Origin of the sequence: Phenylobacterium sp., assembly GCF_041691455.1 — a bacterium.
In the GTDB taxonomy this organism is placed as follows: domain Bacteria; phylum Pseudomonadota; class Alphaproteobacteria; order Caulobacterales; family Caulobacteraceae; genus Phenylobacterium.
Genome location: NZ_JBEPUO010000008.1, coordinates 46996 through 71124, shown reverse-complemented (window position 1 = coordinate 71124; position 24129 = coordinate 46996). Strand labels below are relative to the sequence as shown.

The window sequence follows — 24129 nt, the reverse complement described above, 5'->3', positions numbered from 1 at the left end:
TTTCGCCGCAAATCAGGCCCGGCTAGGCGCCCAGTCTGAAGGTCTCTGACCGGCGCGTCAAAACTTTGCGCCCGCAGCTTGCGGCGCGGGCCTAGCCCTTGGCCGCCGGCGTCGCCGGCGCGGCCTGGGCCTGTTTCGCCGGACCGGCGGGCGGCGTGACGGACTTGCCCGTGCCGATCGGCGCGGGACGGGTCTTGAAGCGCACCTTCATCTTGTCGACCCAGCCCGTGAAGGCCTCGTTGTCGGCGCTAACCCGGCTGAAGTCGGCGACGCTCAGGCGGTTGGTCGAGACGCCGGTCAGCGCGATGCGCAGGGCCTCGGGATTGTGCGCGGCGTCAAAGAAGCCCTTGTACTGGCTGTTCAGCCGCGTCAGGGCCGCATCGTCGCCGGCCAGGCTGTAGGCCACCCCGGCGCGGAGCAGCCTGCCCTCCTCCTCGGCGCTGAGCTGGGTGGGATCCTTCCAGCGGGTCCCGAGCGCCTTTTCGAACTGCGGTCCGGCCTTGGCCCAGTCCTTCTGCTGCCAGTTGATCTCGGCGCGCAGATCCTGGCCTTCCTTGGTGTTATCCTTCTCGATGATCTCGAGGGCGGCGTCATAGCGGCCGACGCCGGCCCAGGCGCGCGCCTCGATCAGCCGCCGCTCGGCGTTCAGCGCGACCGGCAGGATCGTCGTGCGCGAGCCGTTGATCGCCTGGATCGCCTGCTCCGGCTTCTTGTTCATCAGATAGATGACCGCCAGGTCCGTGGCGACCTGGGCGCGGGGCACCCCGTCGAGGCGGTTGTCGGCCTGGTATTTCAAGAGCTCGGCGGCCTGGTCCAGCAGGTCGACGTCGACCAGCCGGCGCACCAGCTTGCGCACCATCAGGTCGCCGTCCGAGCCGATCGGGGTCAGCTCCTTGAAGTCGTAGAACAGCGCCAGCGCCTGGATCGGCTCCAGACCGTCGGCGTTGCCGTCCAGGAACAGCGACCGGAAGGCCACCGCCAGGTCGGACTGCAGCTGCAGCGCCTCGGGCAGGTCCGGCAGGCGCGACCCGGCGGAGCGCAGCGCCTCCAGCGCCTCGCGGTAGCGGCCCTGGCTCAGGTAGAGCTGGCCGAGCGCGCGGATGGTCTCGAGCTCCGTGGCGTCGCCGCGCCACCGGTAGCGCAGGCCGTCGAACACGGTCGCCGCCTGCAGCGGCGTCACCTTGTTGAGTTCCAGCTTGATCTGGGTGGCGCGCAGCAGCGCCGGCGAGGCCAGGGATTGCTTCGGAACCGTGGCGATCGCCGTATACATCTTCAGCGCCCGCTCCTTGTGCCCCTGCTGTTCGATGACGCGGGCCTGGATGAGCCGGGTGGCCAGTTCCTCATAGACGTCGGTCTTGTCGGCCAGCGCCAGCTTGATGCGCGCCTCCGCGCTCGGCAGGTCGCCCTGGGCGAGCGCGGCCTGGGCGTCGGCGCGGGCGAAGCGCGCCTTCCACAGGACCGGGAACTGGGCCAGCGTCTCCGAACCCTTGGCGAACTGCGCGCGGGCTTCCGCCCACTGGGCGAGCTGGACGGCGACGTAGGACCGCCAGAGCGCGCTCGACCGGTCCTCGGACAGCACCGGCGCAGAGAAGTCGGCCTCGGCCTCCTTGTAGCGACGCGCCATGACCCGGGCCATGCCGCGCAGGCCGCGGAATTCCGGGGTGTCCATCAGCTGCGGGCTGGCGCGGGCGGCGTCGTTGAGCACGCCGATGGCCTCGAACGACAGCTCCGAGCCCACCAGGAAGCGGGCCAGCGCCATGCGCGCGCCGGTGGCGGCGTTCTTGTCCTTGGCCGAGCTTTCGATGGAGGCGGCGGTGAGCAGCTGGTTGTAACGGGCCAGGAAGCCCTTGGGACCGGTCTTGGGCCAGTTCACATAGTCGATCAGGCCCGGCATGGCGGCGGGCTTGGGGGCGTCGATATCGAGGCGCGCGACCTGCTGGCTGGCCAGGCTCGGCGAGAGCGCCAGGCCGAGCGGCCGGCTGATGCGGACGATGTCGCCGTCGCGCGCGACGGTCAGGTTCTCGATGTAGGATTCGACCGCCAGGCCCTGCACCGAGGGCAAGGCGGCGAGCTGCACATAGTCGCGCCGGCTGGGGACGCCCTTTGAGGGGCCAAGCGCGGTGACCACGCTGACGGTGTCGCCGGCCTGCGGGTCGGCCATCTGCACGACCTTGGTAGCGCCGGCAACGGCGGCCTTCAGGGTGGCGGGCCCTTCGGCTTCGTCGCGGGTCATCCTGACGACACTGGGCTGGCTCTGGTCGCCGGGCCCAAGCGCGATGGTCCAGGTGGGGCCGACGGCCGTCGCAAACACTGGCGTCCCGTGCGCCGCCTCGATGCGAAGCGCGCTGTAGTCGGCGCCGCGCGTCGACTGGACCCCGGAATATTGCACGAGGCCGCGCGGCGCATGGCTGACGTCGAGGGTGGCCGGCGCGTCGAAGACGACCCAGACCGCGTCGCCGCGCCGGAACACCGCCGCCCCCGCCGGATTGGCCCAGGTGAAGCTGAACAGCACCTGGGAATTGACGACCTTGGACTCCATGCGCACGACGCCGCCCGCGGGAATCGGGTTCGGGCGCTGCGGTTCGGGGGTCGCCGCCGCGCGGGCCGCGGCCAGCTCTGCCTCCGTGGGCGGGGCCTTCTGGAAGACGTTGACGAAGGCCGCGCCATCGGCGGAATCCACCTTGGCGTCCGCGTCATCGGTCAGGGTCAGGACGATCTGCAGGTGACCGCCGGCGTGGCGCTTCTCGGCGGTCTTGATCCACATCGGCGGCGAGGTGCGTAGGCGCGCGATGTCGGGGTCGGCGTCGTGTGGGAAGGTCAGGGTCAGGACCTGGCCCTTGCGGGTGGCGGCCGCGTTCGGCGCGCCGTGGAATTCCACACGCGAGAAGCCGTTGGCCTGGGCCACGCGCACGTCGATGCTGAAGCCGCCAGGGGCCGCGCCCGCGGTCGCGCCGGGCGCGGCGCCGGCGGGCGCGACGACGCCCGCGATGGCGACCGCCGCAACGCCCGCGCGCAGGACCTGGCGCAGGTTCACCGGTTAGCCAGCCTTGGGCGGCGCAGGCGCGGCGGCGGCGGGAGCTGCGGCCGGCGGCGCCGCGGCGGGCGGCGAGGCGGCGGCCTGTTCGCTCTCCGGCGCGGCCTTGCGCGCCGCGGTCTTCTTGACCGGGCGGGGGGTCTTGGCCTTCGGCGGCGAAGCCTTGGCGGGCGGCCCGCCGGTCGCGGCGGCCGGCGCGTCAGCCTGGGCGCTGGCGTTCTGCGCCAGGGTCTGGGCCGCGGCGAAGCGGTGGGCCAGGGATTCGGTGAGCTTCTTGGCCTCCAGCGGCGGCATCTGGCCGATGATCGCCGAGAGCGAACGTTCCTTCATCTTGGCCGCGATCGGCAGGCGCACGCTGTCCTCGAGGATCGCCATGCGGGCGGCGGAGTCCTTGGGCTTCATGCCTTCGAACACCTTCACCAGCCGGTCGACCTCGCTGGCCTCGCGGCCGTCGGCCTGGGCCAGCAGGCCCTGCACGTCGGCCTTCAGCCCGGTGAGCGCCCGCATCTTGGCGTCCACCTTGGCCTCGGCGGCCGCCAGCAGGGCGATCTGGGTCGACATGTCGGTTTCGCGCTGGTCGAGCTGGGTGCGGCGCGCGCCCAGGTTCTGCAGCTGCTGCAGCTCAGCGGGCGAGAGCCCGGCCTCCTTGGCGAGCTCGGCGGCGGTGGGCGCGCAGACCGCCTTGGGCTGGATGGTCGGCGGCGGGAGGCCGACGCCGGCGATGTTGACGGCCTCGCCCGTGGCGGCGGTCGCGCCGGGGATGGCGGACTTGTCGGCGGCCTTGGACTTGTCGTCGGCCTTGGCCTTGCTCGCGCCCTTGGCGGGCTTCACCTTGGCGGCGGCTTCCTCGGCATAGGCCCGGGCGCCGGAGATCAGGCTCGGCAGGTCACGGGCGCCGGCGAGCGCATTGATCGCCAGGACGCCGCCGACGGCGATGCCCACCAACGGCAGGATACGGGGCATGGACTTCACCGTTGGGCTCCACGGATCACGTTGAGGGTCAGCGGCTCGTCATCGAAGAGGTCGTCCTCGACGGTGCGGCGCAACGGCGGTTCGGGCCGTTGGCGGGGGGCGAGCCGCTCGGTCTGGGCGGCGCGCTCGGTCTGCTGGTAGCGGTCCGGACGCGCCTCGCGCGCCGCGGCCAGGAGGGCGCCCAGCCGGCGTTCGGCGACCGGGTCGGCGACCGCGGCGGCCAGGCGTTGCGGCGCCGGGGCGTGGTCGATCAGCCGCTCCAGCTTCGCGGCCAGCGCGCGGCCCTTTTCGATGCGGTCGGCGAGCATGTCGACGGCCTCGTCGGTCGCGGCGCGCAGATCGGTCAGGCCTTGCTCGGCGCGGGCCGCGGCGGTGTTCAGCTCGCGCACGGCGACCGCGAAGCCATCGTGGCTGTCGCGCAGCGCCTTCAGCCGGCGGTTCAGCCGCCAGCCCATGCCGAGGGCCGCGACCAGGAGTCCGGCGAGGAGCAGGTTGAGGGCGACGCCGATGATGCTCATGGGGTCCTCTGCACGGCTTGCCGGGCGCTGGGCGTCAGGGGCGCTTCGACGCGGACGGCGATGTGGGCGTTACGGCGGCCCATACGGCCGCGGGTGAGCGGGATGACGCCGGCCCTGAGCTCGATCAGGCTGTCGGGCGTAGCGTTGAGCATGAGGGTGTCGCCGACCTTCAGCTCCAGGACCTGCTTGAGGCCCAGCTGCTGCTCGTCGAGCACGGCGCGGACCTCCATCTGGGTGGTCCAGAGCTCGGTGGCCAAGTGGCCTTCCCAGATGTTGTCGCGGCCGAACTTCTCACCCATGAATTGCTGCAGCAGCATCTTGCGGATCGGTTCGAGCGTCGCGTAGGGCAGCAGGAGCTCGATACGCCCGCCGCGGTCTTCCATGTCGATGCGCAGCTTCACCAGGATGGCGGCGTTGGCCGGCCGGGCGATGGCGGCGAAGCGCGGGTTGGTCTCCAACCGGTCCAGCGTGAAGGTGACCGGCGTCAGGGGTTCGAAGGCCTCGCGGGCGTCGGCCAGGACAACCTCGACCATGCGCTCGACCAGCACGCGCTCGATGGTGGTGTAGGGCCGGCCCTCGATGCGCATGGCCGCGGTGCCGCGGCGCCCGCCCAGCAGCACGTCGACGATCGAATAGATCAGGTTCGAATCGACCGTCAGCAGGCCGTAGTTGTTCAGCTCCTCGGCCCGGAACACCGACAGGATGGCCGGCAGCGGGATCGAGTTCAGGTAGTCGCCGAAACGGATCGACGAGATGTTGTCGAGGCTGACCTCGACGTTGTCCGAGGTGAAATTGCGCAAGCTGGTGGTCATCAACCGCACCAGGCGGTCGAAGACGATCTCCAGCATCGGCAGGCGTTCGTAGGAGACGAGCGCGGAGTTGATGATCGCCCGGATGCCGGTGCGCTCGCCGCCCTCTTCCTCGGAAAGGTCGAAGCCCAGCAGGCTGTCGATCTCATCCTGATTGAGGATGCGCTCGGCGCTCGGGTCGCTGTCGGACTCCGGCCAGGCGGTGGTGTCGTCGCCGCCCTCTGCGGGAGCGGCCGCGTAGGCGTCCGCCGCGGCGTCTTGGGTCTGGTCTTCGGTTTCGTCGGCCATGCGTGAAAGCGATCGCGCGCGCTCCTGGATAAGGGCGCTAGTTGATCAGCATCTCCTCGATCAGGACGGCGTTGGCCTTGGAAGGCGCGATCACCAGATTGACGCGGCGCAGGATTTCCATGCGCAGCTGGTAGGAGCCCTGGCTGCCCGACAGGTCCTCCGGGCGCAGTTCGCGCAGGAAGCTTTGGAACATGTCCTGCAGCCTGGGCATGTTCGGTTCGAGCGCGTCGACCGTCGCCTGGTCGGGCAGTTCCAGCGTCAGCTTCAGCTTCAGGAAGGTGGGCCGGCCGTCGGCGGTCTGCATGTTCACGACGACGTCGGGCATGGTGTAGAAAAGGACGCCGTCGGGGCCTTCGGTGACTTGGCCTGCGGCCTTGTCATCCTTCTTGCCCTTTTCGTCCTTCTTGCCCTTCTTCTCGGACTTGGCCTTGCCCGCGTGGGCGGCGTCGGGCTTCGGCTTAAGGAAGATGAAGGCCGCGCCTCCGCCGCCGCCGAGCACCACAAGGGCGCCGGCGCCGGCGATCAGCATGAGCTTCATCGAGAGCTTTTTCTTCGGCTTTGCAGCCTCGCCCTCTTCGCCCTCGGCGACTTCTTCTTCGGGAGCCTCCTGGACCTTGTCCTCGGCCACGCGCGCGTTCCTTAGAAACCTAACCCCCAATCCAATGGCCCAGGTTTGGTTAAGAAGCGGTTTTTAACGGAGATTAACGGGGGCCAACCCTGCCCGGCATTTTCCGCCGCCGCGCGGCCGTTAACTCTATTATTTATTGAAATGTCTGGGTTTTTTAGTTGGCCCGAAGCTTGCAGCCTTGGGAGGCGAAAGTGTCGCGTCTCTAAGGCTCCGAATTAATGGACAACGCTCAATACGTCGGACTGTCCCGCCAGATGGTGCTGCGGCGCCAGATGGACATCGTCGCCAACAACATCGCCAACGCCGACACCAATGGCTTCAAGGTGGAATCCTTGATGACCAAGGAAGTGCCCGGCCCGCCGGCCGTCACCGCCGGGGGCCCCGCGCCGGTCAAGTTCGTGGGCGCCGACGCCGTGGCCCGCGATTTCGGCCAGGGTGGCCTGCGCCGCACCGACTCCCCGTTAGACGTCGCCATCGACGGCCAGGGCTTCTTCAAGATCACCACCAAGGCCGGCGACCGCTACACCCGCGACGGCCACTTCCGCACCGACGACACCGGCCGGGTGACCACCCAGGGCGGCGACGTGGTCTCCGATGACGGCGGCGGCGAAATCACCATCGATCCCGCCAAGACCGGCCAGCTCACCATCGCCCCCGACGGCACGGTCAGCCAGGGCACCGAGCGCATCGGCAAGGTCGGGGTCTTCAAGTTCGACAGCCTGTCGGCGCTGCAGAAGACCGGCAGCAACCAGTACCAGAACCCCTCCAACCAGCAGGCCACCGCCGTCACCGACGTCAAGGTGCGCCAGGGCATGCTGGAGGGCTCCAACGTCAATCCGATCCTGGAGATCACCCGGATGATCGAGGTCAGCCGGGCCTACGAACAAACCACCCAGATGATGTCAGCCGAGGCCGATCTGTCGCGCAGTTCGATCTCGCGTCTCGGCCGCGTCCAATAGTGAGGAAGTAAGCGATGCAAGCCCTTCGAACCGCCGCCAGCGGCATGGCCGCCCAGCAGCTCAACGTGGAGGTCATCTCCAACAACATCGCCAACATGAATACGATTGGCTTCAAGAAGCAGCGGGCCGAATTCCAGGACCTGCTCTACCAGACGCTGGAACAGGCCGGAGCCCAGTCCTCCGATCAGGGCACCATCGTCCCGACCGGGGTGCAGATCGGGGCCGGCGTGAAGGCGGGCTCGGTCTACCGGATCAGCACGCAAGGCTCGACGACCGCCACCGGCGGCAAGTTCGACCTGGCGATCAACGGCCGCGGCTTCTTCCAGGTGCTCACCCCCACCGGCGACATCGCCTACACCCGGGCCGGCAACTTCTCGGTCAACGACCAGGGCCAGCTCGTCACCCAGGACGGCTACCAGGTGCAGCCGGCGGTCTCGATCCCGCAGGACGCCTCGGACGTCACCATCTCCGCCTCCGGCCAGGTGCAGGTCACCCAGCCCGGCAACCCGACGCCGAACGTCGTCGGCACCCTGGAGCTCGCTTCGTTCATGAACGAGGGCGGCCTCTCCGCCCAGGGCGCGAACCTCTTCCTGGAGACCGGCGCGTCCGGCGCGCCCATCACCGGCACGCCGGGCACCGCCGGCTACGGCCAGCTGATGCAGGGCTACACCGAGGCCTCCAACGTCGACCCGGTGACCGAGATCACCGCGCTCATCGTCGCCCAGCGCGCCTACGAGATGAACTCCAAGGTGATCTCCACGGCCGACAACATGCTGGGCGTCGCCAACCAGGTGAAGTCGTAAGCCATGCGGGTTTTCGCCATCCTAGCCCTGGCCCTCGCCGTCGCGGGCCCCGCGCTCGCCGGCCAGGCCGTGACGCTGCGCGCCGACACCGCCGACGCCGACGGGATCGTCACCCTGGGCGACCTCTTCGACGGCGCGGGCGCCTCGGCCTCCGTACCCGTGGCCGAGCGCCAGGGGACCAGCGTCCTGCTCGATGCGATGGCCGTGCAGCGCATCGCCCGCCGGGCCGGCCTCGACTGGCCGAACTCGGAGGGCCTGCGCACCATCGTCGTGCATGCGGGCCTGGTCGGCGGCGGGGCCTCGGCGCCCGGCGCGCGCGGCAATGTCGAAGTCCTGACCTACGCCCGCAGCCTCAGCGCCGGCGAGATCGTCCAGCCGTCGGACCTCGTCTGGGCCAAGGCCGCGGCCGCCCCCAGCGACGCGCCCTCGGACGCCGACGCGATAATCGGCCAGATGGCCAAGCGCCCGGTCCGCGCCGGCAGCGTCGTCCAGGCCCGTGACGTGGGCGCCGCCCAGGTGATCAAGAAGGGCGACCTGGTCACCGTGACCTATCAGGCCGAAGGCATCGCGCTCTCCCTGCAGGGCAAGGCCATGGGCGCCGCCGGCGTCGGCGAGGCGCTCTCCGTCGAGAACACGGTCTCCAAGAAGGTCGTCCAGGCCATGGTCACCGGTCCCGGCCAGGCCGTGGTCGGACCCGAGGCCGACCAGCTCAAATTCAACCGTTCCCTCCGCTACGCCGCCCGTTGAAGGAAGTTTCCATGCGTCTTCGCCTCGCCGCCGCCCTGCTCCTGATCGCCCCGCTTGGCGCTTGCTCCACCGTCCGCGAAGCGGTTCGCGGCCCCGAACTCGCGCCGGTGGGCTATCCCGCGGCGCTCGCGCCGATGGACCAGAAGATCCTGGCCCGCGACACGCCCCAGCCGGCCAGCGCCAATTCGCTCTGGCGGGTCGGCGCGCGCACCTTCTTCAACGACCAGCGCGCCTCGAAGATCGGCGACATCCTGACGGTGCAGATCGACATCGACGACAGCGCCAAGACCACCAACTCCACCTCGAGCTCGCGCACCTCTGGCGTCACCGCCGGCATCCCGCACCTTCTGGGCCTGGAATCGAGCCTCGGGAAAATCCTGCCGGGTGGTTTCGACCCGGCCAACGCGCTCTCGACCAATTCCAAGACCACCAGTGACGGCGCGGGCGCGGTGAACCGGGCGGAGAAGATCAGCCTGACCATCGCCGCGGTGGTCTCGGGCGTGCTGCCCAACGGCAACCTGGTGATCCAGGGCACCCAGGAGGTCCGCACCAACACCGAGGTGCGCCAGCTCACCGTCGCCGGCATCGTGCGGCCGGAGGACATCTCCTCGTCCAACACCATCAAGCACACCCAGATCGCCGAGGCCCGGATCAACTACGGCGGCCGCGGCGACATCAGCCGCGTCCAGAAGACGCCGGCCGGCCAGTCGCTGATCGAACGCTTCTCGCCGTTCTAGCGGGGACGGATCGGGAGATTCCCATGCGCCGCCTGATCCTCGCCGGCCTGTTTGCCGCCGCGCTCAGCGGATGCGCCACGCCGACCGAGCGGCCGGACCGGGCCATGCGCTGGGGCGTCAGCGCCAACGCCGACGAAGGGGCCAAGCTGGTGCTGGGCGTGCCCGACACCGATGACGTCCGCATGATGCTGACCTGCCGGCCGCGTTCGGGGCAGGTGAACGTCACCATCGTGGGCAGGCGCGGCGACCCGGCGGCGGTGGAGCTGCAGTCCGGCAAGATCGTCGGCCGCTATGCCGGCGCGGGCCACGCCGACGAGGAGACGCTGGGCGCGATGGACATCGCGTTCAGCGCGCCGGCGTCGGACCCCCTGCTCACCCATCTGGCCGACACCGGGGACCTCACAATCGTCTTCCCGACCCGACGCATCGTCCTGCCCAACGCCTTTGCCGAGGCCCACGATTTCCTCAGGCTCTGCCGCGCCCGCTAAGCGCGTTTGACACGCCGCGCCGCAAGCCTAGCCTTCGCCCAAGTTCGGGGGGAGACGACATGATGCTGCGCGCCATCGCAACGGTCCTGGCCATGGGGGTGGCGCTCGCGGCCACGGCGGCGGCGAACGCCGAGCCGCTCAAGGTGGTCTCGGAGAACCCGGCCATGCCGCCGGGCTACACGCGGCTGGTGCTGCATTCCGACCGGATCGGCCGCGACTTCGCCGTGACGGTGAACACGCCCTCAGCGACCGTCTTCCTGCCCGGCCAGAAGCTGCCGGCGATCTATGCGCTGGACAGCGGCTACGGCCTGGCCGGGCCGCAGGGCGCGCTGCTTTCGAACACCAGCGCGATGGAGCCCGCGATCATCGTCAGCGTCGGCTACCTGCCGGGACAGGCGCTCTTCCGGAACACCGACCTGCTGCACAACAAGACCACCCAGGACAAGAGCCCCTATGGCGGCGGCGGCGCGGCGTTCGAGGCCTTCCTGCTGGAGGACCTGAAGCCGTTCATCGAGGCGAAGTACCCCGCCGACCCGGCGCGCTCGGTGCTGTTCGGCCATTCGTTCGGCGGCCTGTTCGCGGCCAACGTCTTCGCCGACAAGCCGGACGCCTTCTACGGCTACATCATCGGCAGCGCCTCGGCCTGGGCCGACCCGGCGCTGATCGCCCGCGTGGCCGCCGCCGCGCCCAAGGCGCACGGCCGGCGCATCTACCTGACCGTCGGCGAGAAGGAGGGCGCGGGCAAGCCGGGCGGCAGCGCCCAGATGACGGATGGATACAACGGCCTGCTGAAGGCGCTGAAAGGCCAGCCGGGCGTGATCCTGAAGGCCCGGATCTACAAGGGCGAGACCCACCTCTCCTACTATCCGCGGCTGGTGGCGGACGGCTTCCCCGCCGTGCTGCCGCCGGCCATGGCGCTGGGCGCCTACCAGGCCAAGCTGCCCGCCGCGATCATGGCGAAATACGTCGGCGACTATCGCCTGCCGGACGGGCGGACGTTCTCGATCAGCGTCGACAAGGATGGGTTCGTGAACGGCCACGTGAGCGGGTTCCCGCCGATCGGGCTGCAGCAGAACGGGCCGGATCGGTTCTATGCGGCCGCCGCGGACGCCAACATCACCTTCGATGCGACCGGTGCGACGCTGGCCGGCCTGGACGGCGGGACGATGCGGGCCGAACGGGCGAAGACCCCCTAGGCGCGCCAGCCCTTGGCGACAGCGTTGTCCACGCCGAGCGCGGCCAGCGCGCCGCGGACGATGCCTTCGGCGTCGAGACCGGCCTGGGCGTACATCGCCTCGGGCTTGTCCTGGTCCTGGAAGACGTCGGGCAGGACGAGGCTTCTCACCTTCAGGCCCCGGTCCAGTGCGCCATGTTCGGCCAGTGTCTGCAGCACGAACGAGCCGAAGCCGCCGACCGCGCCTTCTTCGACGGTGATCAGCGCCTCGTGGTCGCGCGCCAGCCGCAGGATCAGCTCGACGTCGAGCGGCTTGGCGAAACGGGCGTCGGCGACGGTGGCGGAGAGCCCGCGCGCGGCCAGCATGTCGGCGGCCTTTAGGGCCTCGCCGAGCCGGGTGCCGAACGACAGGATGGCGACCGCCGTCCCCTCGCGCACGACGCGGCCCTTGCCGACTTCATAGGGCTCGGCCAGCGCCGGGATCTCGACCCCGGTCCCCTCGCCGCGCGGATAGCGGAAGGCGCTCGGCCGGTCGTCGATCTCGACGGCGGTGGCTATGGCGCGGGCGAGCTCGGCCTCGTCGGCCGGGCCCATCAGCACCATGCCGGGGAGCGCGCCCATGAAGCCCACGTCGAACGAGCCGGCGTGGGTCGGCCCATCGGCGCCCACCAGGCCCGCGCGGTCCATGGCGAAGCGCACCGGCAGGCGCTGGATCGCCACGTCGTGCACCACCTGGTCGTAGCCGCGCTGGAGGAAGGTCGAATAGATCGCCGCGAACGGCTTCATGCCGTCGGCGGCCAGGCCGGCGGCGAAGGTCACCGCGTGCTGCTCGGCGATGCCGACGTCGAAGGTCCGCTCCGGGAAACGCGCCTCGAAGAGGTCGAGGCCGGTGCCCGACGGCATGGCCGCGGTGATGGCGACGATCTTCGGGTCGATCTCGGCCCGCTTGATCAGCTCCTGGGCGAAGACCTTGGTGTAGCTGGGCGCGGCGGGCTGGGTGGGCTTGGCCTGCAGACCGGTGACCACGTCGAACTTGACCACCGCATGGTGCTTGTCGGCGGCGTTCTCGGCCGGGGCGTAGCCCTTGCCCTTCTGGGTCACGACGTGGACCAGCACCGGCTTGTCGACGATGTTGCGGGCGTTCTGCAGGACGTGGACCAGGGCGTCCATGTCGTGGCCGTCGATCGGGCCCACATAATAGAAGCCCAGCTCCTCGAAGAAGGTGCCGCCGGTGACCATGCCGCGGGCGTATTCCTCGGCCTTGCGGGCGGCTTCCTGCAGGGGCTTGGGGAAGGCCTTGGCCATCGACTTGCCGACCCGGCGGATCGAGCGGTAGCCGCCGCCGGAGACCAGGCGGGCCATATAGGCGCTCATTCCGCCGACCGGCGGGGCGATCGACATGTCGTTGTCGTTGAGGATGACGGTGAGCTGCCTGGTGGTCTCGCAGGCCTTGTTCATCGCCTCATAGGCCATGCCGGCGCTCATCGAGCCGTCGCCGATCACGGCGACCACCTTGTTGTCCTGGCCCTTCTGGTCACGGGCCGCGGCGAAGCCCAGGGCCGCCGAGATCGAGGTCGCCGCGTGGGCCGCGCCGAACGGGTCGTAGGGGCTCTCGGCCCGCTTCGTGAAACCGGAAAGCCCGCCGCCCTGGCGAAGCGTGCGGATGCGATCGCGCCGGCCGGTGAGGATCTTGTGCGGATAGGCCTGATGGCCGACGTCCCAGATCAGGATGTCCTTGGGCGTCTCATAGACGTGATGCAGCGCCACCGTCAGCTCGACCACGCCCAGGCCCGCGCCGAGGTGGCCGCCGGTCTGGGAGACCGCGTCGATGGTCTCGGCCCGAAGCTCGTCGGCAAGCGTCTTCAGCTGGGCGATCGAGAGGCCGCGCGTGTCGGCGGGCGAGGCGATCGTATCGAGAAGCGGGGTTGCTGGCATGGATTTAAGCGAACCGGACCGGACCAAACTAGTTTCGGCGCTCTAGCACGAAATCGACGCTCGCCCGCAGGAATTCGGCCGCCTCGCCGAAGGGCTCGAGGTGGGCCTTGGTCTGGCCGGAGAGCAGGCTCAGCCGCTCCCGCGCGGCCTCGACGCCCAGCAGGGTGACGAAGTTCGCCTTGCCCTTGGCGGCGTCCTTGCCGACCGCCTTGCCGAGGGTTTCCGCCTCGCCCTCGGCGTCCAGCAGGTCGTCGACGATCTGGTAGGCGAGGCCCAGGTCCTGGGCGAATCCCAGCATGGCGTGCCGCTCGGAATCCTTGGCCCGGGCCAGCACCAGCGGCAGCTCGAAGGCGCAGGCGATCAGGGCGCCGGTCTTCAGCCGCTGCATGCGCGCCACCCCGCCGAGGTCGTCGCGGATCCCCAGGATGTCGATCATCTGGCCGCCCGCCATGCCCTTGGCCCCGGCGGCCTGCGCCAGCTTCATGACCAGTTCGGCCCGGATCGATCCGTCGGAATGGGTGTCGGGATGGGCGAGGATCTCGAAGGCGGCGGTCTGCAGGGCGTCGCCGGCCAGCACCGCGGTGGCCTCGTCATAGGCCTTGTGCACGGTCGGTCGGCCGCGGCGCATGTCGTCGTCGTCCATGCACGGCAGGTCGTCGTGGATCAGGCTGTAGGCCTGGATGCATTCGAGCGCGCAGGCGGCGCGCAGCACGGAGCGTTCCGGCACGTCGAACATCCGGCCGGTCTCGAGGGCGAAGAAGGTCCGAAGGCGCTTGCCGGGGCCGAGCGCGGCATAGCGCATGGCTTCGGTGAGCTGCGACTCAGGCCCGTCGGCGCGCGGCAGGAGCTCGTCCAGCGCCACGGTGACCAGGTCGGCGGCCTCCGCCACCCGCTGAGCCAGCTCCTGTGGCACTAGCTGAACTCGGCGGGCTCGACACCTTGCGCGCCGGCCGCGCCCACCACGATCTTCTCGACGCGCAGACGCGCGGCCTCGAGCCGCGTCTCGCAATGCGCCTTCAGCGCCGCGCCGCGCTCATACATGCGGATGGAATCCTCGAGCGGCGCCTGGCCGGACTCCAGCCGGGCGACGATCTGCTCCAGTTCGGCGAGCGCCTGTTCGAAGCTGAGGGTCGCGATGTCGGCCGGTTCGGACATGTTCTCTTCCTGGCCGCCGCGCGCGGCGGCGGGAGTTCTTCCTAGCTCCGCTCGAAGCGGCGCGTCGACCAGTACTTGTAGCCTTCCCGGCTGGTCCGCCGCCAGCCGCGCTTGCGCAGGGCGCGGTCGATCAGGACGTTGAAGAAGCCGTGCGCCAGGACGACCACATTCTGACCGGTCGCCGCGATCGCCTCCAGCTTGGCCGCGGCCTGGTCGGCGCGGGCCTCGGCCTGTTTGCGGTTCTCCTCGCCCTGGTGATGGTTGAAGAACCACCAGTGGAAGCGGGCCATGAAGCCCCAGATGCGCGGCGACAGTCTGAGCCACGAGGGCCAATTGGGCGGCGGCAGCGGCGCCTCGATCAGCACCTCGTCCTGGGCGAACGGCTTTCCCCGACCGGCCGCCTGGGCGCTCTCGACGGCCCGCAACCGGGTGGACGAGATCAGCACGTCACAGGCGTCGACAAACCCCACGAGATGGGCCGGCGGGCTCTGCCCCGGCGCCAGACCCGCGAGCTCGTAGCGCGCCCAGAATTCGCGGTATTCCCTCGAGGATAGCCTGATCTTGCGCGACAGGGCGGGTTCGCCATGGCGGGCCAGGGTGATGGCCCCCGTCCCGGGCGCGTGGGATGGCGCGGCGGTCAAGGCGCTGGCCAGTCCATCCGAACGGCTGGCGTGCAACCCCTCACCCGCTAGTCCCTACCCCTCGGAAAGGGCCCGCACATGCGCCAGTGCAGAGGAGCCCAGAGCCTCAAGGTCGTAACCGCCCTCGAGCGAGGACACAACCCGGCCCTTGGCGTGGCGATTGGCCACCGAGGCGATGGCGCGGGTGGCCCAGGCGAAGTCCTCGGCCTCCAGCGACTGGCCGCCGCCGCCGAGCGGATCGCGGCGGTGGGCGTCGAAGCCCGCCGAGACGATGATCAGGTCGGGCGCGAAGGCGTCGACCTTCGGCATCAGGCTCTCGAAGGCCTTGCGCCAGACCTCGCGCGAGCCGCCCTCGGGCGCGACGGCGTTGGCGATATTGGCCGAGGTCGGCTCGTCCGGATGGCCGGTGCCAGGCCACATGGGCCACTGCTGGATGGAGGCCAGGAACAGGCCCTCCTCGCCGTCGAACGCCGCCTGGGTGCCGTTGCCGTGGTGGATGTCGAAGTCGACCACCGCCACCTTGGAGAGCCCCGCGGCCTGGGCGGCGCGGGCGGCGATCGCCACGTTGGAGAAGATGCAGAAGCCCATCGGCAGACCGGGCTCGGCGTGGTGGCCGGGCGGGCGGACGGCGCAGAACGCCCGGTCCGCCTGGCCGGCGGCGACGTCGCGCACCGCGGACACCACGGCCCCGGCGGCCCGGCGCGCGGCGTTCAGGCTGCCGGCCGACATGAAGGTGTCCTCGTCGAGCTTCAGCATGCCCGCGCCCGGCTGGGCCGCGAAGATCGCGTCGAGGTAGGGCCTGCGGTGCACGCGGGCGAGATCGGCTTCCTCGGCCAGCGGGGCGTCGCGCACCACGAAGCGCAGGTCGCTGTCGCTCAGCGCATCGGTGACCGCCCGCAGCCGGTCGGGCCGCTCGGGGTGGCGTTCGCCTGGACGGTGGTCGAGCATGTCCACATGGGTGTAGAGCGCGACAGTCATGCTTCATCCTATCCCAGATTCTGCGCCCGCCCGATGCCTCAACCCCTGATCCGCCGCGCGGGGTCCGCCGACGCCGACGTCCTCACCGCCGTCGGCGCGGAGACCTTCGTCGAAACCTTCGGTCACCTCTATCCGGAGACCGACCTCAGACGCTACCTGGCCGAGGCCTACGCGCTGGACCGCACCCGCGCCGACCTCGCCGACCCCGCCAAGGCCTCCTGGATCGTCGAGGCGGACGGCGAGGTCATCGGCTATGCGCTCGCCGGCCCCTGCGCCCTGCCCCATCCCGAGGTGACGCCGGACTGCGGGGAGCTGAAGCGCATCTACCTGCGCAGGGCCTGGCAGGGCGGCGGTCTGGGAGCCCGTCTCTTCGGCGAGACCATGGCCTGGCTGCAGGCGCGGGGTCCGCGCACGGTCTGGCTCGGGGTCTGGTCGGAGAATCACGGCGCCCAGCGTTTCTACGCCCGCCACGGCTTCGAAAAGGCGGGCGAATATGACTTCCACGTGGGCGATACGGTCGACCGCGAATACATTCTGACCCGGCCCCCGGTCAGTTTTTCCACCGTCACCACGAAAACGGCGCTGGATGAACACAATCTCGCCTAAGTCTACTCCAGAAGCGGTCAAATATTGCTTCGATTTAACCTTTGAGCGCTTGGCGCGAAGCTCCGCATTTGGGAGTTTGCAGGCTCAGTCTTTCGACAGGCGTGGAGTGGCGGGCGGCAATGCTCAGGATCGGCTACGTGAGGCTGCATGACCCCGACGGCGCCAGCCGTGCGGAGCAGACGGCTGCGCTGAAGGCCGCGGGCTGCCTGGTGGTGCGGACCGAAGCCCCGCCCGCGCCCGGCGGCCAAGACTTCACGGTCCTCAATTCGATCCTCGATTTCATCGCCGAGGGCGATCAGCTGGTGATCGGCGGGCTCGAACATCTGGGGGCCAGCGGCCGCGCCATGCTGCGGGCGCTGGAGCGCCTGGAGGAACGCGGCGCCAGCCTCTATGTGATCGAGCCGGAACTGCGCAGCACGGGCCCCGGCGGCCCGGCCCTGCACGCCGCGCTCGCGGCGGTGGCCTCGGCCGAACCGATCGTCGCGATCCGCCATCGCCGCCCGGCCGCCAACCAGGAGATCCGCGCCCTGCAGCGCGCCGGCGTCGGCCCGGTGGAAATCGCCCGGCGGCTGGGGGTCTCGCGCATGACCGTCTGGCGCAAGCTCAAGGCCATGGAAGCCTGCGGCTAGCCTAGTCCGCGGCCGCGTGGCTCCCGCCGCCGGCCAGCGCCTTCTTGGTCAGCCAGACGCAGGGCAGCAGGAACACCATCAGCCCGGCGGCGATCCGGAAGATGTCGTCGGTCGCCAGCAGATAGGCCTGGTTGGTCACCTGGTTGGTCACCGCGCCCACCGCCTGGGTCATGCTCAACCCGGCGCCCTGCAGCCTGTGCAGGCTCTGGGTGAAGGCCGGGTCGCTGGCCCCCATCACCTCGGCGAGCCGGCTCTGATGCAGGGTGGCGGATTGATCCCACCAGGTGCTGACCAGCGATGCCGCGAAGCTGCCCGCGGTGATCCGCATGAAATTGTAAAGCCCCGAGGCCTGCGGCACCTGGTTCCCCGGCACGCCATTGAGGGTGAGGGTGACCATGGAGACAAAGAAGGTGCTCATCGCCACACCCTGCACCAGCATGGGGACCACCAGGGCCCCGAAGCTCACATCGGTCGTATAGAGCGAGCGTAGCCAGAACGAGGCGGCGAAGGCGACCAGCGACAGCGAGGCCGTCCAGCGCGCGTCGACCCGGTTCATCAGCCGCGCCGCGAACGGCGTCAGGAACACCGCGACCACGCCTGACGGCGCCGCCACCAGACCCGCCCAGGTGGCGACGTAGCCCATCCGCGTCTGCAGCCAGAGCGGCTGCAGGAGGTTCGCGCCGAAGAACAGCGCGAAGCCGATGCAGGAGACAAGGGTCGCGATCACGAAGTTGCGGGACTTCATCAGCGACAGGTCGACGATCGGATGCTGCTCGTTCAGCTCCCAGATCAGCCAGGCAATGAACCCGATGACCGCGATGATCGCCTCGACAATGATCGCCGGCGAATTGAACCAGTCGGCGTCCTTGCCGGTGTCCAGCATCACCTGCAGCGCGCCGACCCAGGTCAGCAGCAGGAAGAAGCCCGTCCGGTCGATCGGCACCTGGCGGGTCGCGGTCTCGCGGCTGCGCATATTGCGCCAGCAGATCACGCTGCAGACGATCCCCACCGGCAGGTTGATCAGGAAGATCCACGGCCAGGAGATGTTGTCGGAGATGTAGCCGCCGAGGATCGGTCCGCAGATCGGCGCCACAAGCGTGGTCATCGACCAGATCGCCAGCGCCGTGCCGCGCTTGGACGGCGGGAAGATCATGATCAGCAGGGCCTGGGAACCCGGGATCATCGGCCCGGAGACCGCGCCCTGCAGCACCCGGAAGATGATCAGTGACGGCAGGTCCCAGGAAATGCCGCAGAGGAAAGAGGCGACGGTGAACATCGCCACCGACCCCACGAAGGTCTTCACAACCCCGTAGCGCATCATCAGCCAGCCGGTCAGCGGCACGGAGACGCCGTTGGCCACCGCGAACGAGGTGATGACCCAGGTGCCCTGGCTGGTGCTGACGCCCAGGTTGCCGGCGATGGTCGGGATCGAGACGTTGGCGATCGTCGAATCCAGCACCTGCATGAAGGTGCCGAGCGCCAGCGCGATGGAGGTGATCGCCAGCAGCGAGCCCGTCATCGGGGTGGGCATGCCGGGGGCGGAGCCGGTGTTGGCCATGACCTGGAGCCTTCCGAGGCGGGCGGCTTAGTTGGCGCCGGCGATGTCGACCGAGGCCTTCATCGAGAGGCCCACGCGCAGCGGATGGCTGGCCAGCTCCTTGGGGTCGAGGTCGATCCGCACCGGCAGGCGCTGCACCACCTTGATCCAGTTGCCCGAGGCGTTCTGCGCCGGGATCAGCGCGAAGGCCGAGCCGGTGCCGCCGGAAAGGCCGCGGACCTTGCCGTGGAACTTCACGCCGGAGCCATAGAGGTCGGAGGTGAGCGTCACCGGCTGGCCGGGGCGCACCTTCTTCAGCTGCACTTCCTTGAAGTTGGCGTCGACATAGGCCTCGGTGGCCGGGACGATCGACATCAGCGGCACGCCGATGGAGGCCTGCTGGCCGACCTCGACCTGCTTCTTGGAGACGATGCCGGCGATCGGCGCCTTCACCACGGTGCGGTCGAGCGCCAGCTGGGCGGCGTCGAGGCGCGCCTTGGCGGCGGCCACCTCGGGATTCTGCTCGAGGCTGACGCCGGCGATCAGCACGCGGTTGGCCTCGCGGTTGCCGGCGGCCGCGGCGCGGCTGGCCTGGGCCTGGGCGAGCGCGGCCTGAGCCTCGGCGAACTTGTTCTTGGCGTTGGTCAGTTCGTCGCCGGAGACCGCGCCGGAGGCCGACAGCGCCTGGCGCCGTTCGAGGTCGGTGCGGGCGCGGTCGAGGTCGGAGCGGGCGCGGGCGATGTCGGCGTCGCGGGCCCCGAGCTGGCCGGCGAGCGCGGTGTCGCTGGCCTCATAGCCGCGCACCTTGCGTTCGGCCTGGCCCAGCGCGGCCCGCGCCTGCTCGACCAGGATCCTGGTGTCGGCGTCGTCGAGGATCACCACCGGCGTCCCGGCCTTCACCGCCTCGGTCTCGCGCACCAGCACCTTGGCGACGGGTCCCGCGACCAGCGGCGTCACCTGGGCGACGTCGGCGCCGACATAGGCGTTGTCGGTCGACACCGCCTTGCCGGAGAAGATCAGCGCGTAGAGGCCGTAGAGCAGGACGCCGACGACCACGGCGACGGCCAGCCAGATGAGCAGGCGCTGGCGGCGCGCCTTGGCGGCGGTGACGCTGGCGGTCGGGGCGGCGGCGGGCGCCTTGGCGAGGGTGGCGGTGTCGGACATCGGGGTGGTCCTTGGAAGCGTAATCGGGCGTCGAGGGTTCGGATAGGGTCGGGTCAGGCGGCGGCGCGATAACCGCCGCCCAGGGCGCGGACCAGGGCCACGTCGAGGGCCAGCGCCCGGGCGTCGAGGTCGGCCACGGTTCGGCGGCGGGTCAGCACCCCCTGCTCGGCGAGCAGCACGGTCGGATAGGTGGCGAGCCCGCCCTTGTAGCGAAGCGTGGCGATGCGGAAGGCGTCCTCGCTGGCGGCCAGGGCGGCACGGGAATCGGCGACCTGCGACTGCAGCGCGCGGCTCGACGCCACCACGTCGGCGACCTGGCGGAAGGCCTCGGTGACGGTGGCGTCGTAGCTCGCCACGGCCGCGTCGCGGTCGGCCTCCGCGCCACGGTAGCCGGCCCGCAGGCGCCCGCCGTTGAAGATCGGCAGGCTGACCGCCGGACCCACGGAGCCGATATCGGACCCTGAGGCGGTGAGCTTGTTGAGGAACAGCGACTGCACCCCGATGAAGGCCGCGAGGTTCACGTCGGGGAAGAAGGCGGCGCGCGCTTCGTGGATGCGTTCGGCCGCCGCCTCGGCGCGCCAGCGGGCCGCGGTCACGTCCGGCCGCCGGCCGACCAGATTGGCGGCGAGTTCGGCCGGCAGGCCCAGCGGCTTCAGCGCCGCGGCGTTCGGGCGGGCGAGGCCGAGGCCCCGGTCGGGCCCGGCGCCGGCCAGAGCAGCCAGCCGGTTGCGGGTGAGCGCGATCTGTTCGTCGATGGCGGCGAGGTCGGCCTTGGCCTGCAGCGGCTCGGCCTCCGCCTGGCGTTGCTCGGCCAGGGTGTCGAGGCCGTTCTTGACCCGGCTCTGCACCAGCTGGCTGGTTTCGCCCTGGACGCTGAGCGCGCGCTCGGCCACGTCGCGCTCGGCATAGAGCCTGGCGAGATCGGCATAGGCCGCCGCCACATTGGTCGAGAGCATCAGCCGGGCCTCGGCGGCGTCGGCCTCGGCGGCCCGGGCGTCGGAGACGGCGGCGGCCACCGCCGCTCGGTTCTTGCCCCAGAAGTCCAGCTCCCAGCTGAAGTCCAGCGTCGCGCGGCCGTAGTCGTTGTAGCCGTGCGGCACGAACTCGGGCGGGATGCCGGCGTTGTAGCTCTGCTTCTGTTCCTCGGCGCTGGCGTTGGCCGAGATCTGCGGCAGGCCGCGCGAGCGCGCCGTCGCGGTGGCGGACTGGGCCTTGCGCACGCGGGCCTGGGCTTGCGCCAAACTCGGCGAGCCGGCCAGCGCCTCCTGCATCAGGCTGTTGAGCTGGGCGTCGCCATAGGCGGTCCACCAGGCGTCCGCCGGCCAGTCGCGGGCCGGACCCGACAGGGACTGGGCGGTCGCATAGCTCTGCGGGGTCTTGGCGACTCGGGCCGGAGTGGGCGACGGAAGGCTGGCGCAGGCGCTGAGCGCGGTGGCGGCCAGCAGGCCGACGAGACCCGTCCGGAGACGGGAGCCTTCTGGCGGGGAGAGGAACGAGCTCATGAGCGGACTCTTGTCATACCGTACGGTACGGTCATATATTGGTGAGCACGATATAGCGAGCGCCACACCGGCGCGTCAAGACTGACCATACCGTACGGTTGGAAAAAAAGATGCAACTGACCAAAACTCGGCTGGACCGCGACCAGCGCCGGGAACTGATCCTAGATGTGGCCCAGGAGGTGTTCTTGGAAGAGGGCTTCGCCAATGCGTCGATGTCGGTCATCGCAGCCCGGCTCGGCGGCTCCAAGGGCACGCTCTACAACTACTTCAAAAGCAAGGACGAGCTGTTCAACGCCTACGTCGAACGGCGCTGCCTGTGGCAGGACGAGATCTTCGCCTCGCCGCTCGCCGACGAAACGCCTGCACAGACGCTGCGGCGCATCGGCCGGGCCTATCTGACCCGGGTCCTCACCGACTTCAACCTGCGCAATTTCCGGCTGATCGCCTCGGAGGCCGAACGCTCGCCGGACATCGGCCTGACGTTCTACAACGCCGGCCCGCGAAAAGGGGCCGAGCGCGTGGCGGAACTGCTGACCGACATGGCCAGGGCCGGTCACCTGGATCTCGACGATCCCGCGGACGCCGCCCACCAGTTCCTGGGCCTGGTGCAGAACCGCTACTTCAAGGCGAGGCTCTGCAACGCCATTCCGGAACTGACGCAGATCCAGATCGAGGACGAAGCGGCGTTGGCGACCCGGACCTTCCTGCGCGCCTTCGGCAAGCGGACCTAGGCGTTCACCAGCCCTCGCGCCGCCGCCGGTCCTGGACGAAGTCGACGAAGGCCCGCAACGCGGAGGGCGGATGGCGCCGGCTCGGATAGTAGAGATAGGGTCCGGGGAATCGCTCGGACCAATCCTCCAGCACGCTGACCAGCCGGCCCGACGCCAGCAGCGGCTCGGCCACCGCGTCGAAGGTCACGTAGAAGCCCGCCCCGTCGAGGGCGGCGCGCAGCAGCAGCGCCGAGCTGCTGGAGACGATCGGCCCCTGCACCGCGACCTTCAGCGTCTCTCCGCCCCGCTCGAACTCCCAGCCGGGCTCGGCGCCGCTCGGAAACCGCACGCGCAGGCAGGGCCGGGTCAGGAGATCGCTCGGGTGGGCCGGCGCGCCCACGCGTTCGATCAGCGCCGGCGCGGCCACCACGACATACCGCTGCGGCGCCGACAGCGGCACGGCGACCATGTCCTGGGCCAGGCTCTCGCCCCAGCGCACGCCGGCGTCGAACCCCTTGGCGACGATGTCGACGAAGGCGGTCTCGCCGACGATCTCGAGCCTGACGGCCGGATGCAGGGCCAGGAACTCGGCGACCATCGGGGCCAGCACCAGCTCGATGGCCGGCTCCGGCGCATTGATGCGCAGCGTGCCGGAGGGCTGGGCCTGGGCCGAGCGGGCGTCGTCGACCGCCGCGGCGATCTGGCTGAGGGCCGGCTGCAGGGTGGTCAGAAGGGCCGCGCCGGCCTCCGTCAGGGCGACGCTGCGCGTCGTGCGGTTGAGCAGCCGCACGCCCAGCCGCGCCTCCAGGTCGCGCAGGGTCTGGCTGAGCGTCGAGGGCGAGACACCGCGCTCGACCGCCGCGCGGCGGAAATTGCCGTGCCGGGCGATGGCCGCGAAGCTGTCGAGCGCGCCGAGGTCGATCCGGTCCATTGTTCGAAATTCCGCACAGTCCGTACGGCATTATGCGGCTTATCCCCAGGAACCCGCAGCCCTAAATTCCGGGCCACAGCGGCGATCCGGCCGAACGGGAGATGATCAGATGAAGATGCGCAAGCTTGGAAAGACCGGTCCGGAGGTCTCCGCCATTGGCCTCGGCGCCATGGGGATGTCGGGCATGTACGGCCCCTCCGACCGGGCGGAGAGCCTGGCCACGATCCACGCCGCCCTCGATGCGGGGATCAACCTGATCGACACCGGCGACTTCTACGGCATGGGTCACAACGAGCTCCTGATCGGCGAGGCGCTGAAAGGCCGTCGCCGCGACGAGGCCGTGGTCAGCGTGAAGTTCGGCGCCCAGCGCGGCCCGGACGGCGGCTGGATCGGCTTCGACGCGCGGCCCGCCGCGGCCAAGACCGCCTGCGCCTATAGCCTGCAGCGGCTCGGCCTCGATCACATCGACGTCTACCGCCCTGCCCGCCTCGACCCCAATGTGCCCATCGAGGACACCGTCGGGGCCCTCGCCGAACTGGTGAAGGCCGGCTACGTCCGCCACATCGGGCTCTCCGAGGTGGGCGCGGCCACGATCCGCAAGGCCGCCGCCATCCATCCGATCGTCGACCTGCAGATCGAATATTCGCTGATCTCGCGGGGTCCGGAGGACGAGATACTCGCCGTCACCCGTGAACTCGGCATCGCGATCACCGCCTATGGCGTGCTGTCCCGCGGGCTGATCGGCGGCCACATGCAGGGCGGCGTCGCCACCACCGGCGTCCATGGCCAGGGGGATTTCCGCGGCCACAGCCCTCGCTTCCAGGGCGAGAACCTGCAGAAGAACCTGGCGCTGACCGAAGCCCTGCGCGGGGAGGCCGCGAAGCTCGGCCTCTCGCCTGCCCAGGCCGCCATCGCCTGGGCCCTGGCGAAGGGCGAGGACATCATCCCGGTGATCGGCGCCCGCACCCGCGAACGCCTGGCCGAGACGCTTGGCGCGCTCGACAAGCCGCTGACGCCGGACGCGGTCGCCGCCCTCGAAGCGGCCGTGCCGAAGGACGCCGCGGCCGGCGATCGCTATCCGGCGATGCAGATGGCCAGCCTGGACAGCGAGCGGCGCGGCGTCTAGCCGCCCGCCCTCCTCTGGACATCGGGGACCCAACGCCCCATCCTCCGCGTTCAAACAG

General features: G+C 70.1%; 24 protein-coding genes. 10 read left to right on the top strand and 14 right to left on the bottom strand.

Annotated features, from left to right (window positions below; all coding sequences use genetic code 11):
• Nucleotides 1-91 precede the first annotated feature (91 nt).
• From ACESMY_RS12505 to ACESMY_RS12485, 5 genes are read right to left on the bottom strand one after another with little or no spacing between them, the layout of a single operon-like run.
• Nucleotides 92-3034 (bottom strand): endoglucanase, encoded by a 2943-nt coding sequence (locus ACESMY_RS12505; RefSeq protein WP_372784917.1) that lies wholly within the window; start codon nucleotides 3032-3034, stop codon nucleotides 92-94.
• A 3-nt stretch (nucleotides 3035-3037) separates the two neighbouring features.
• Nucleotides 3038-3997 carry a MotE family protein gene (locus tag ACESMY_RS12500; protein WP_372784995.1) on the bottom strand — a complete coding sequence of 320 codons (960 nt, stop codon included), beginning with the start codon at nucleotides 3995-3997 and terminating at the stop codon, nucleotides 3038-3040.
• A gap of 5 nt (nucleotides 3998-4002) precedes the next feature.
• Nucleotides 4003-4524 carry a DUF6468 domain-containing protein gene (locus tag ACESMY_RS12495; protein WP_372784916.1) on the bottom strand — a complete coding sequence of 174 codons (522 nt, stop codon included), beginning with the start codon at nucleotides 4522-4524 and terminating at the stop codon, nucleotides 4003-4005.
• The gene (fliM, locus tag ACESMY_RS12490) at nucleotides 4521-5621 is read right to left on the bottom strand and encodes a flagellar motor switch protein FliM (protein WP_372784915.1); all 1101 of its coding nucleotides are present in this window, start codon (nucleotides 5619-5621) and stop codon (nucleotides 4521-4523) included. Before fliM ends, ACESMY_RS12495 begins: the two co-directional genes overlap by 4 nt.
• Nucleotides 5622-5658: 37 nt before the next feature.
• Nucleotides 5659-6249, bottom strand: coding sequence for a flagellar basal body-associated FliL family protein (locus tag ACESMY_RS12485; RefSeq protein WP_372784914.1), 591 nt, complete (start codon nucleotides 6247-6249; stop codon nucleotides 5659-5661).
• Between the two features lie 218 nt (nucleotides 6250-6467).
• On the opposite strand from ACESMY_RS12485, the gene flgF reads away from it, so the two are divergent.
• Genes flgF through ACESMY_RS12455 form a run of 6 tightly spaced genes read left to right on the top strand, consistent with a single transcriptional unit; the run spans nucleotide 6468 to nucleotide 11179 of the window.
• On the top strand, nucleotides 6468-7208 hold the full coding sequence (flgF, locus tag ACESMY_RS12480; RefSeq protein ID WP_372784913.1) for a flagellar basal-body rod protein FlgF: 741 nt from the start codon (nucleotides 6468-6470) through the stop codon (nucleotides 7206-7208).
• 14 nt (nucleotides 7209-7222) lie between these two features.
• A complete protein-coding gene (gene flgG, locus ACESMY_RS12475; protein WP_372784912.1) occupies nucleotides 7223-8011 on the top strand; it encodes a flagellar basal-body rod protein FlgG in 789 nt (262 codons plus the stop codon).
• A 3-nt stretch (nucleotides 8012-8014) separates the two neighbouring features.
• On the top strand, nucleotides 8015-8758 hold the full coding sequence (flgA, locus tag ACESMY_RS12470; protein ID WP_372784911.1) for a flagellar basal body P-ring formation chaperone FlgA: 744 nt from the start codon (nucleotides 8015-8017) through the stop codon (nucleotides 8756-8758).
• An 11-nt stretch (nucleotides 8759-8769) separates the two neighbouring features.
• Nucleotides 8770-9495: a flagellar basal body L-ring protein FlgH gene (flgH, locus tag ACESMY_RS12465; protein ID WP_372784910.1), complete on the top strand. Its 726-nt coding sequence runs from the start codon at nucleotides 8770-8772 to the stop codon at nucleotides 9493-9495.
• 23 nt (nucleotides 9496-9518) lie between these two features.
• Nucleotides 9519-9983: a hypothetical protein gene (locus ACESMY_RS12460; RefSeq protein WP_372784909.1), complete on the top strand. Its 465-nt coding sequence runs from the start codon at nucleotides 9519-9521 to the stop codon at nucleotides 9981-9983.
• 59 nt (nucleotides 9984-10042) lie between these two features.
• The gene (locus tag ACESMY_RS12455) at nucleotides 10043-11179 is read left to right on the top strand and encodes an alpha/beta hydrolase (protein WP_372784908.1); all 1137 of its coding nucleotides are present in this window, start codon (nucleotides 10043-10045) and stop codon (nucleotides 11177-11179) included.
• Here ACESMY_RS12455 and dxs read toward each other — a convergent pair.
• From dxs to ACESMY_RS12430, 5 genes are read right to left on the bottom strand one after another with little or no spacing between them, the layout of a single operon-like run.
• Nucleotides 11176-13092, bottom strand: coding sequence for a 1-deoxy-D-xylulose-5-phosphate synthase (gene dxs / locus ACESMY_RS12450; RefSeq protein WP_372784907.1), 1917 nt, complete (start codon nucleotides 13090-13092; stop codon nucleotides 11176-11178). The genes ACESMY_RS12455 and dxs overlap by 4 nt on opposite strands.
• A 28-nt stretch (nucleotides 13093-13120) precedes the next feature.
• Nucleotides 13121-14005, bottom strand: coding sequence for a polyprenyl synthetase family protein (locus ACESMY_RS12445; protein WP_372784906.1), 885 nt, complete (start codon nucleotides 14003-14005; stop codon nucleotides 13121-13123).
• Nucleotides 14005-14247: an exodeoxyribonuclease VII small subunit gene (locus ACESMY_RS12440; RefSeq protein WP_372784905.1), complete on the bottom strand. Its 243-nt coding sequence runs from the start codon at nucleotides 14245-14247 to the stop codon at nucleotides 14005-14007. Before ACESMY_RS12440 ends, ACESMY_RS12445 begins: the two co-directional genes overlap by 1 nt.
• A 41-nt stretch (nucleotides 14248-14288) precedes the next feature.
• Nucleotides 14289-14888: a histidine phosphatase family protein gene (locus ACESMY_RS12435; protein WP_372784904.1), complete on the bottom strand. Its 600-nt coding sequence runs from the start codon at nucleotides 14886-14888 to the stop codon at nucleotides 14289-14291.
• A gap of 54 nt (nucleotides 14889-14942) precedes the next feature.
• Complete coding sequence (locus ACESMY_RS12430) at nucleotides 14943-15866, bottom strand: histone deacetylase family protein (RefSeq protein ID WP_372784903.1); 924 nt, start codon at nucleotides 15864-15866, stop codon at nucleotides 14943-14945.
• Between the two features lie 33 nt (nucleotides 15867-15899).
• Between ACESMY_RS12430 and ACESMY_RS12425 the strand changes: the two genes are divergently transcribed.
• On the top strand, nucleotides 15900-16472 hold the full coding sequence (locus ACESMY_RS12425; RefSeq protein WP_372784902.1) for an N-acetyltransferase family protein: 573 nt from the start codon (nucleotides 15900-15902) through the stop codon (nucleotides 16470-16472).
• Nucleotides 16473-16609: 137 nt separating this feature from the next.
• Nucleotides 16610-17101 (top strand): HTH domain-containing protein, encoded by a 492-nt coding sequence (locus ACESMY_RS12420; RefSeq protein ID WP_372784901.1) that lies wholly within the window; start codon nucleotides 16610-16612, stop codon nucleotides 17099-17101.
• 1 nt (nucleotide 17102) lies between these two features.
• On the opposite strand, the gene ACESMY_RS12415 is transcribed toward ACESMY_RS12420, so the two are convergent.
• From ACESMY_RS12415 to ACESMY_RS12405, 3 genes are read right to left on the bottom strand one after another with little or no spacing between them, the layout of a single operon-like run.
• Nucleotides 17103-18659, bottom strand: a complete 1557-nt coding sequence (locus ACESMY_RS12415; protein WP_372784900.1) for a DHA2 family efflux MFS transporter permease subunit — start codon at nucleotides 18657-18659, stop codon at nucleotides 17103-17105.
• 27 nt (nucleotides 18660-18686) lie between these two features.
• Nucleotides 18687-19802 carry an HlyD family secretion protein gene (locus ACESMY_RS12410; protein ID WP_372784899.1) on the bottom strand — a complete coding sequence of 372 codons (1116 nt, stop codon included), beginning with the start codon at nucleotides 19800-19802 and terminating at the stop codon, nucleotides 18687-18689.
• 53 nt (nucleotides 19803-19855) lie between these two features.
• On the bottom strand, nucleotides 19856-21304 hold the full coding sequence (locus ACESMY_RS12405; protein WP_372784898.1) for an efflux transporter outer membrane subunit: 1449 nt from the start codon (nucleotides 21302-21304) through the stop codon (nucleotides 19856-19858).
• A 110-nt stretch (nucleotides 21305-21414) separates the two neighbouring features.
• Here ACESMY_RS12405 and ACESMY_RS12400 point away from each other — a divergent pair, with 110 nt between their 5' ends.
• A complete protein-coding gene (locus tag ACESMY_RS12400; RefSeq protein ID WP_372784897.1) occupies nucleotides 21415-22035 on the top strand; it encodes a TetR/AcrR family transcriptional regulator in 621 nt (206 codons plus the stop codon).
• A 4-nt stretch (nucleotides 22036-22039) separates the two neighbouring features.
• Here ACESMY_RS12400 and ACESMY_RS12395 read toward each other — a convergent pair whose 3' ends face one another.
• Complete coding sequence (locus ACESMY_RS12395) at nucleotides 22040-22945, bottom strand: LysR family transcriptional regulator (protein WP_372784896.1); 906 nt, start codon at nucleotides 22943-22945, stop codon at nucleotides 22040-22042.
• 109 nt (nucleotides 22946-23054) lie between these two features.
• Between ACESMY_RS12395 and ACESMY_RS12390 the strand changes: the two genes are divergently transcribed.
• The gene (locus ACESMY_RS12390) at nucleotides 23055-24071 is read left to right on the top strand and encodes an aldo/keto reductase (RefSeq protein WP_372784895.1); all 1017 of its coding nucleotides are present in this window, start codon (nucleotides 23055-23057) and stop codon (nucleotides 24069-24071) included.
• The last annotated feature ends 58 nt before the right edge of the window (nucleotides 24072-24129 follow it).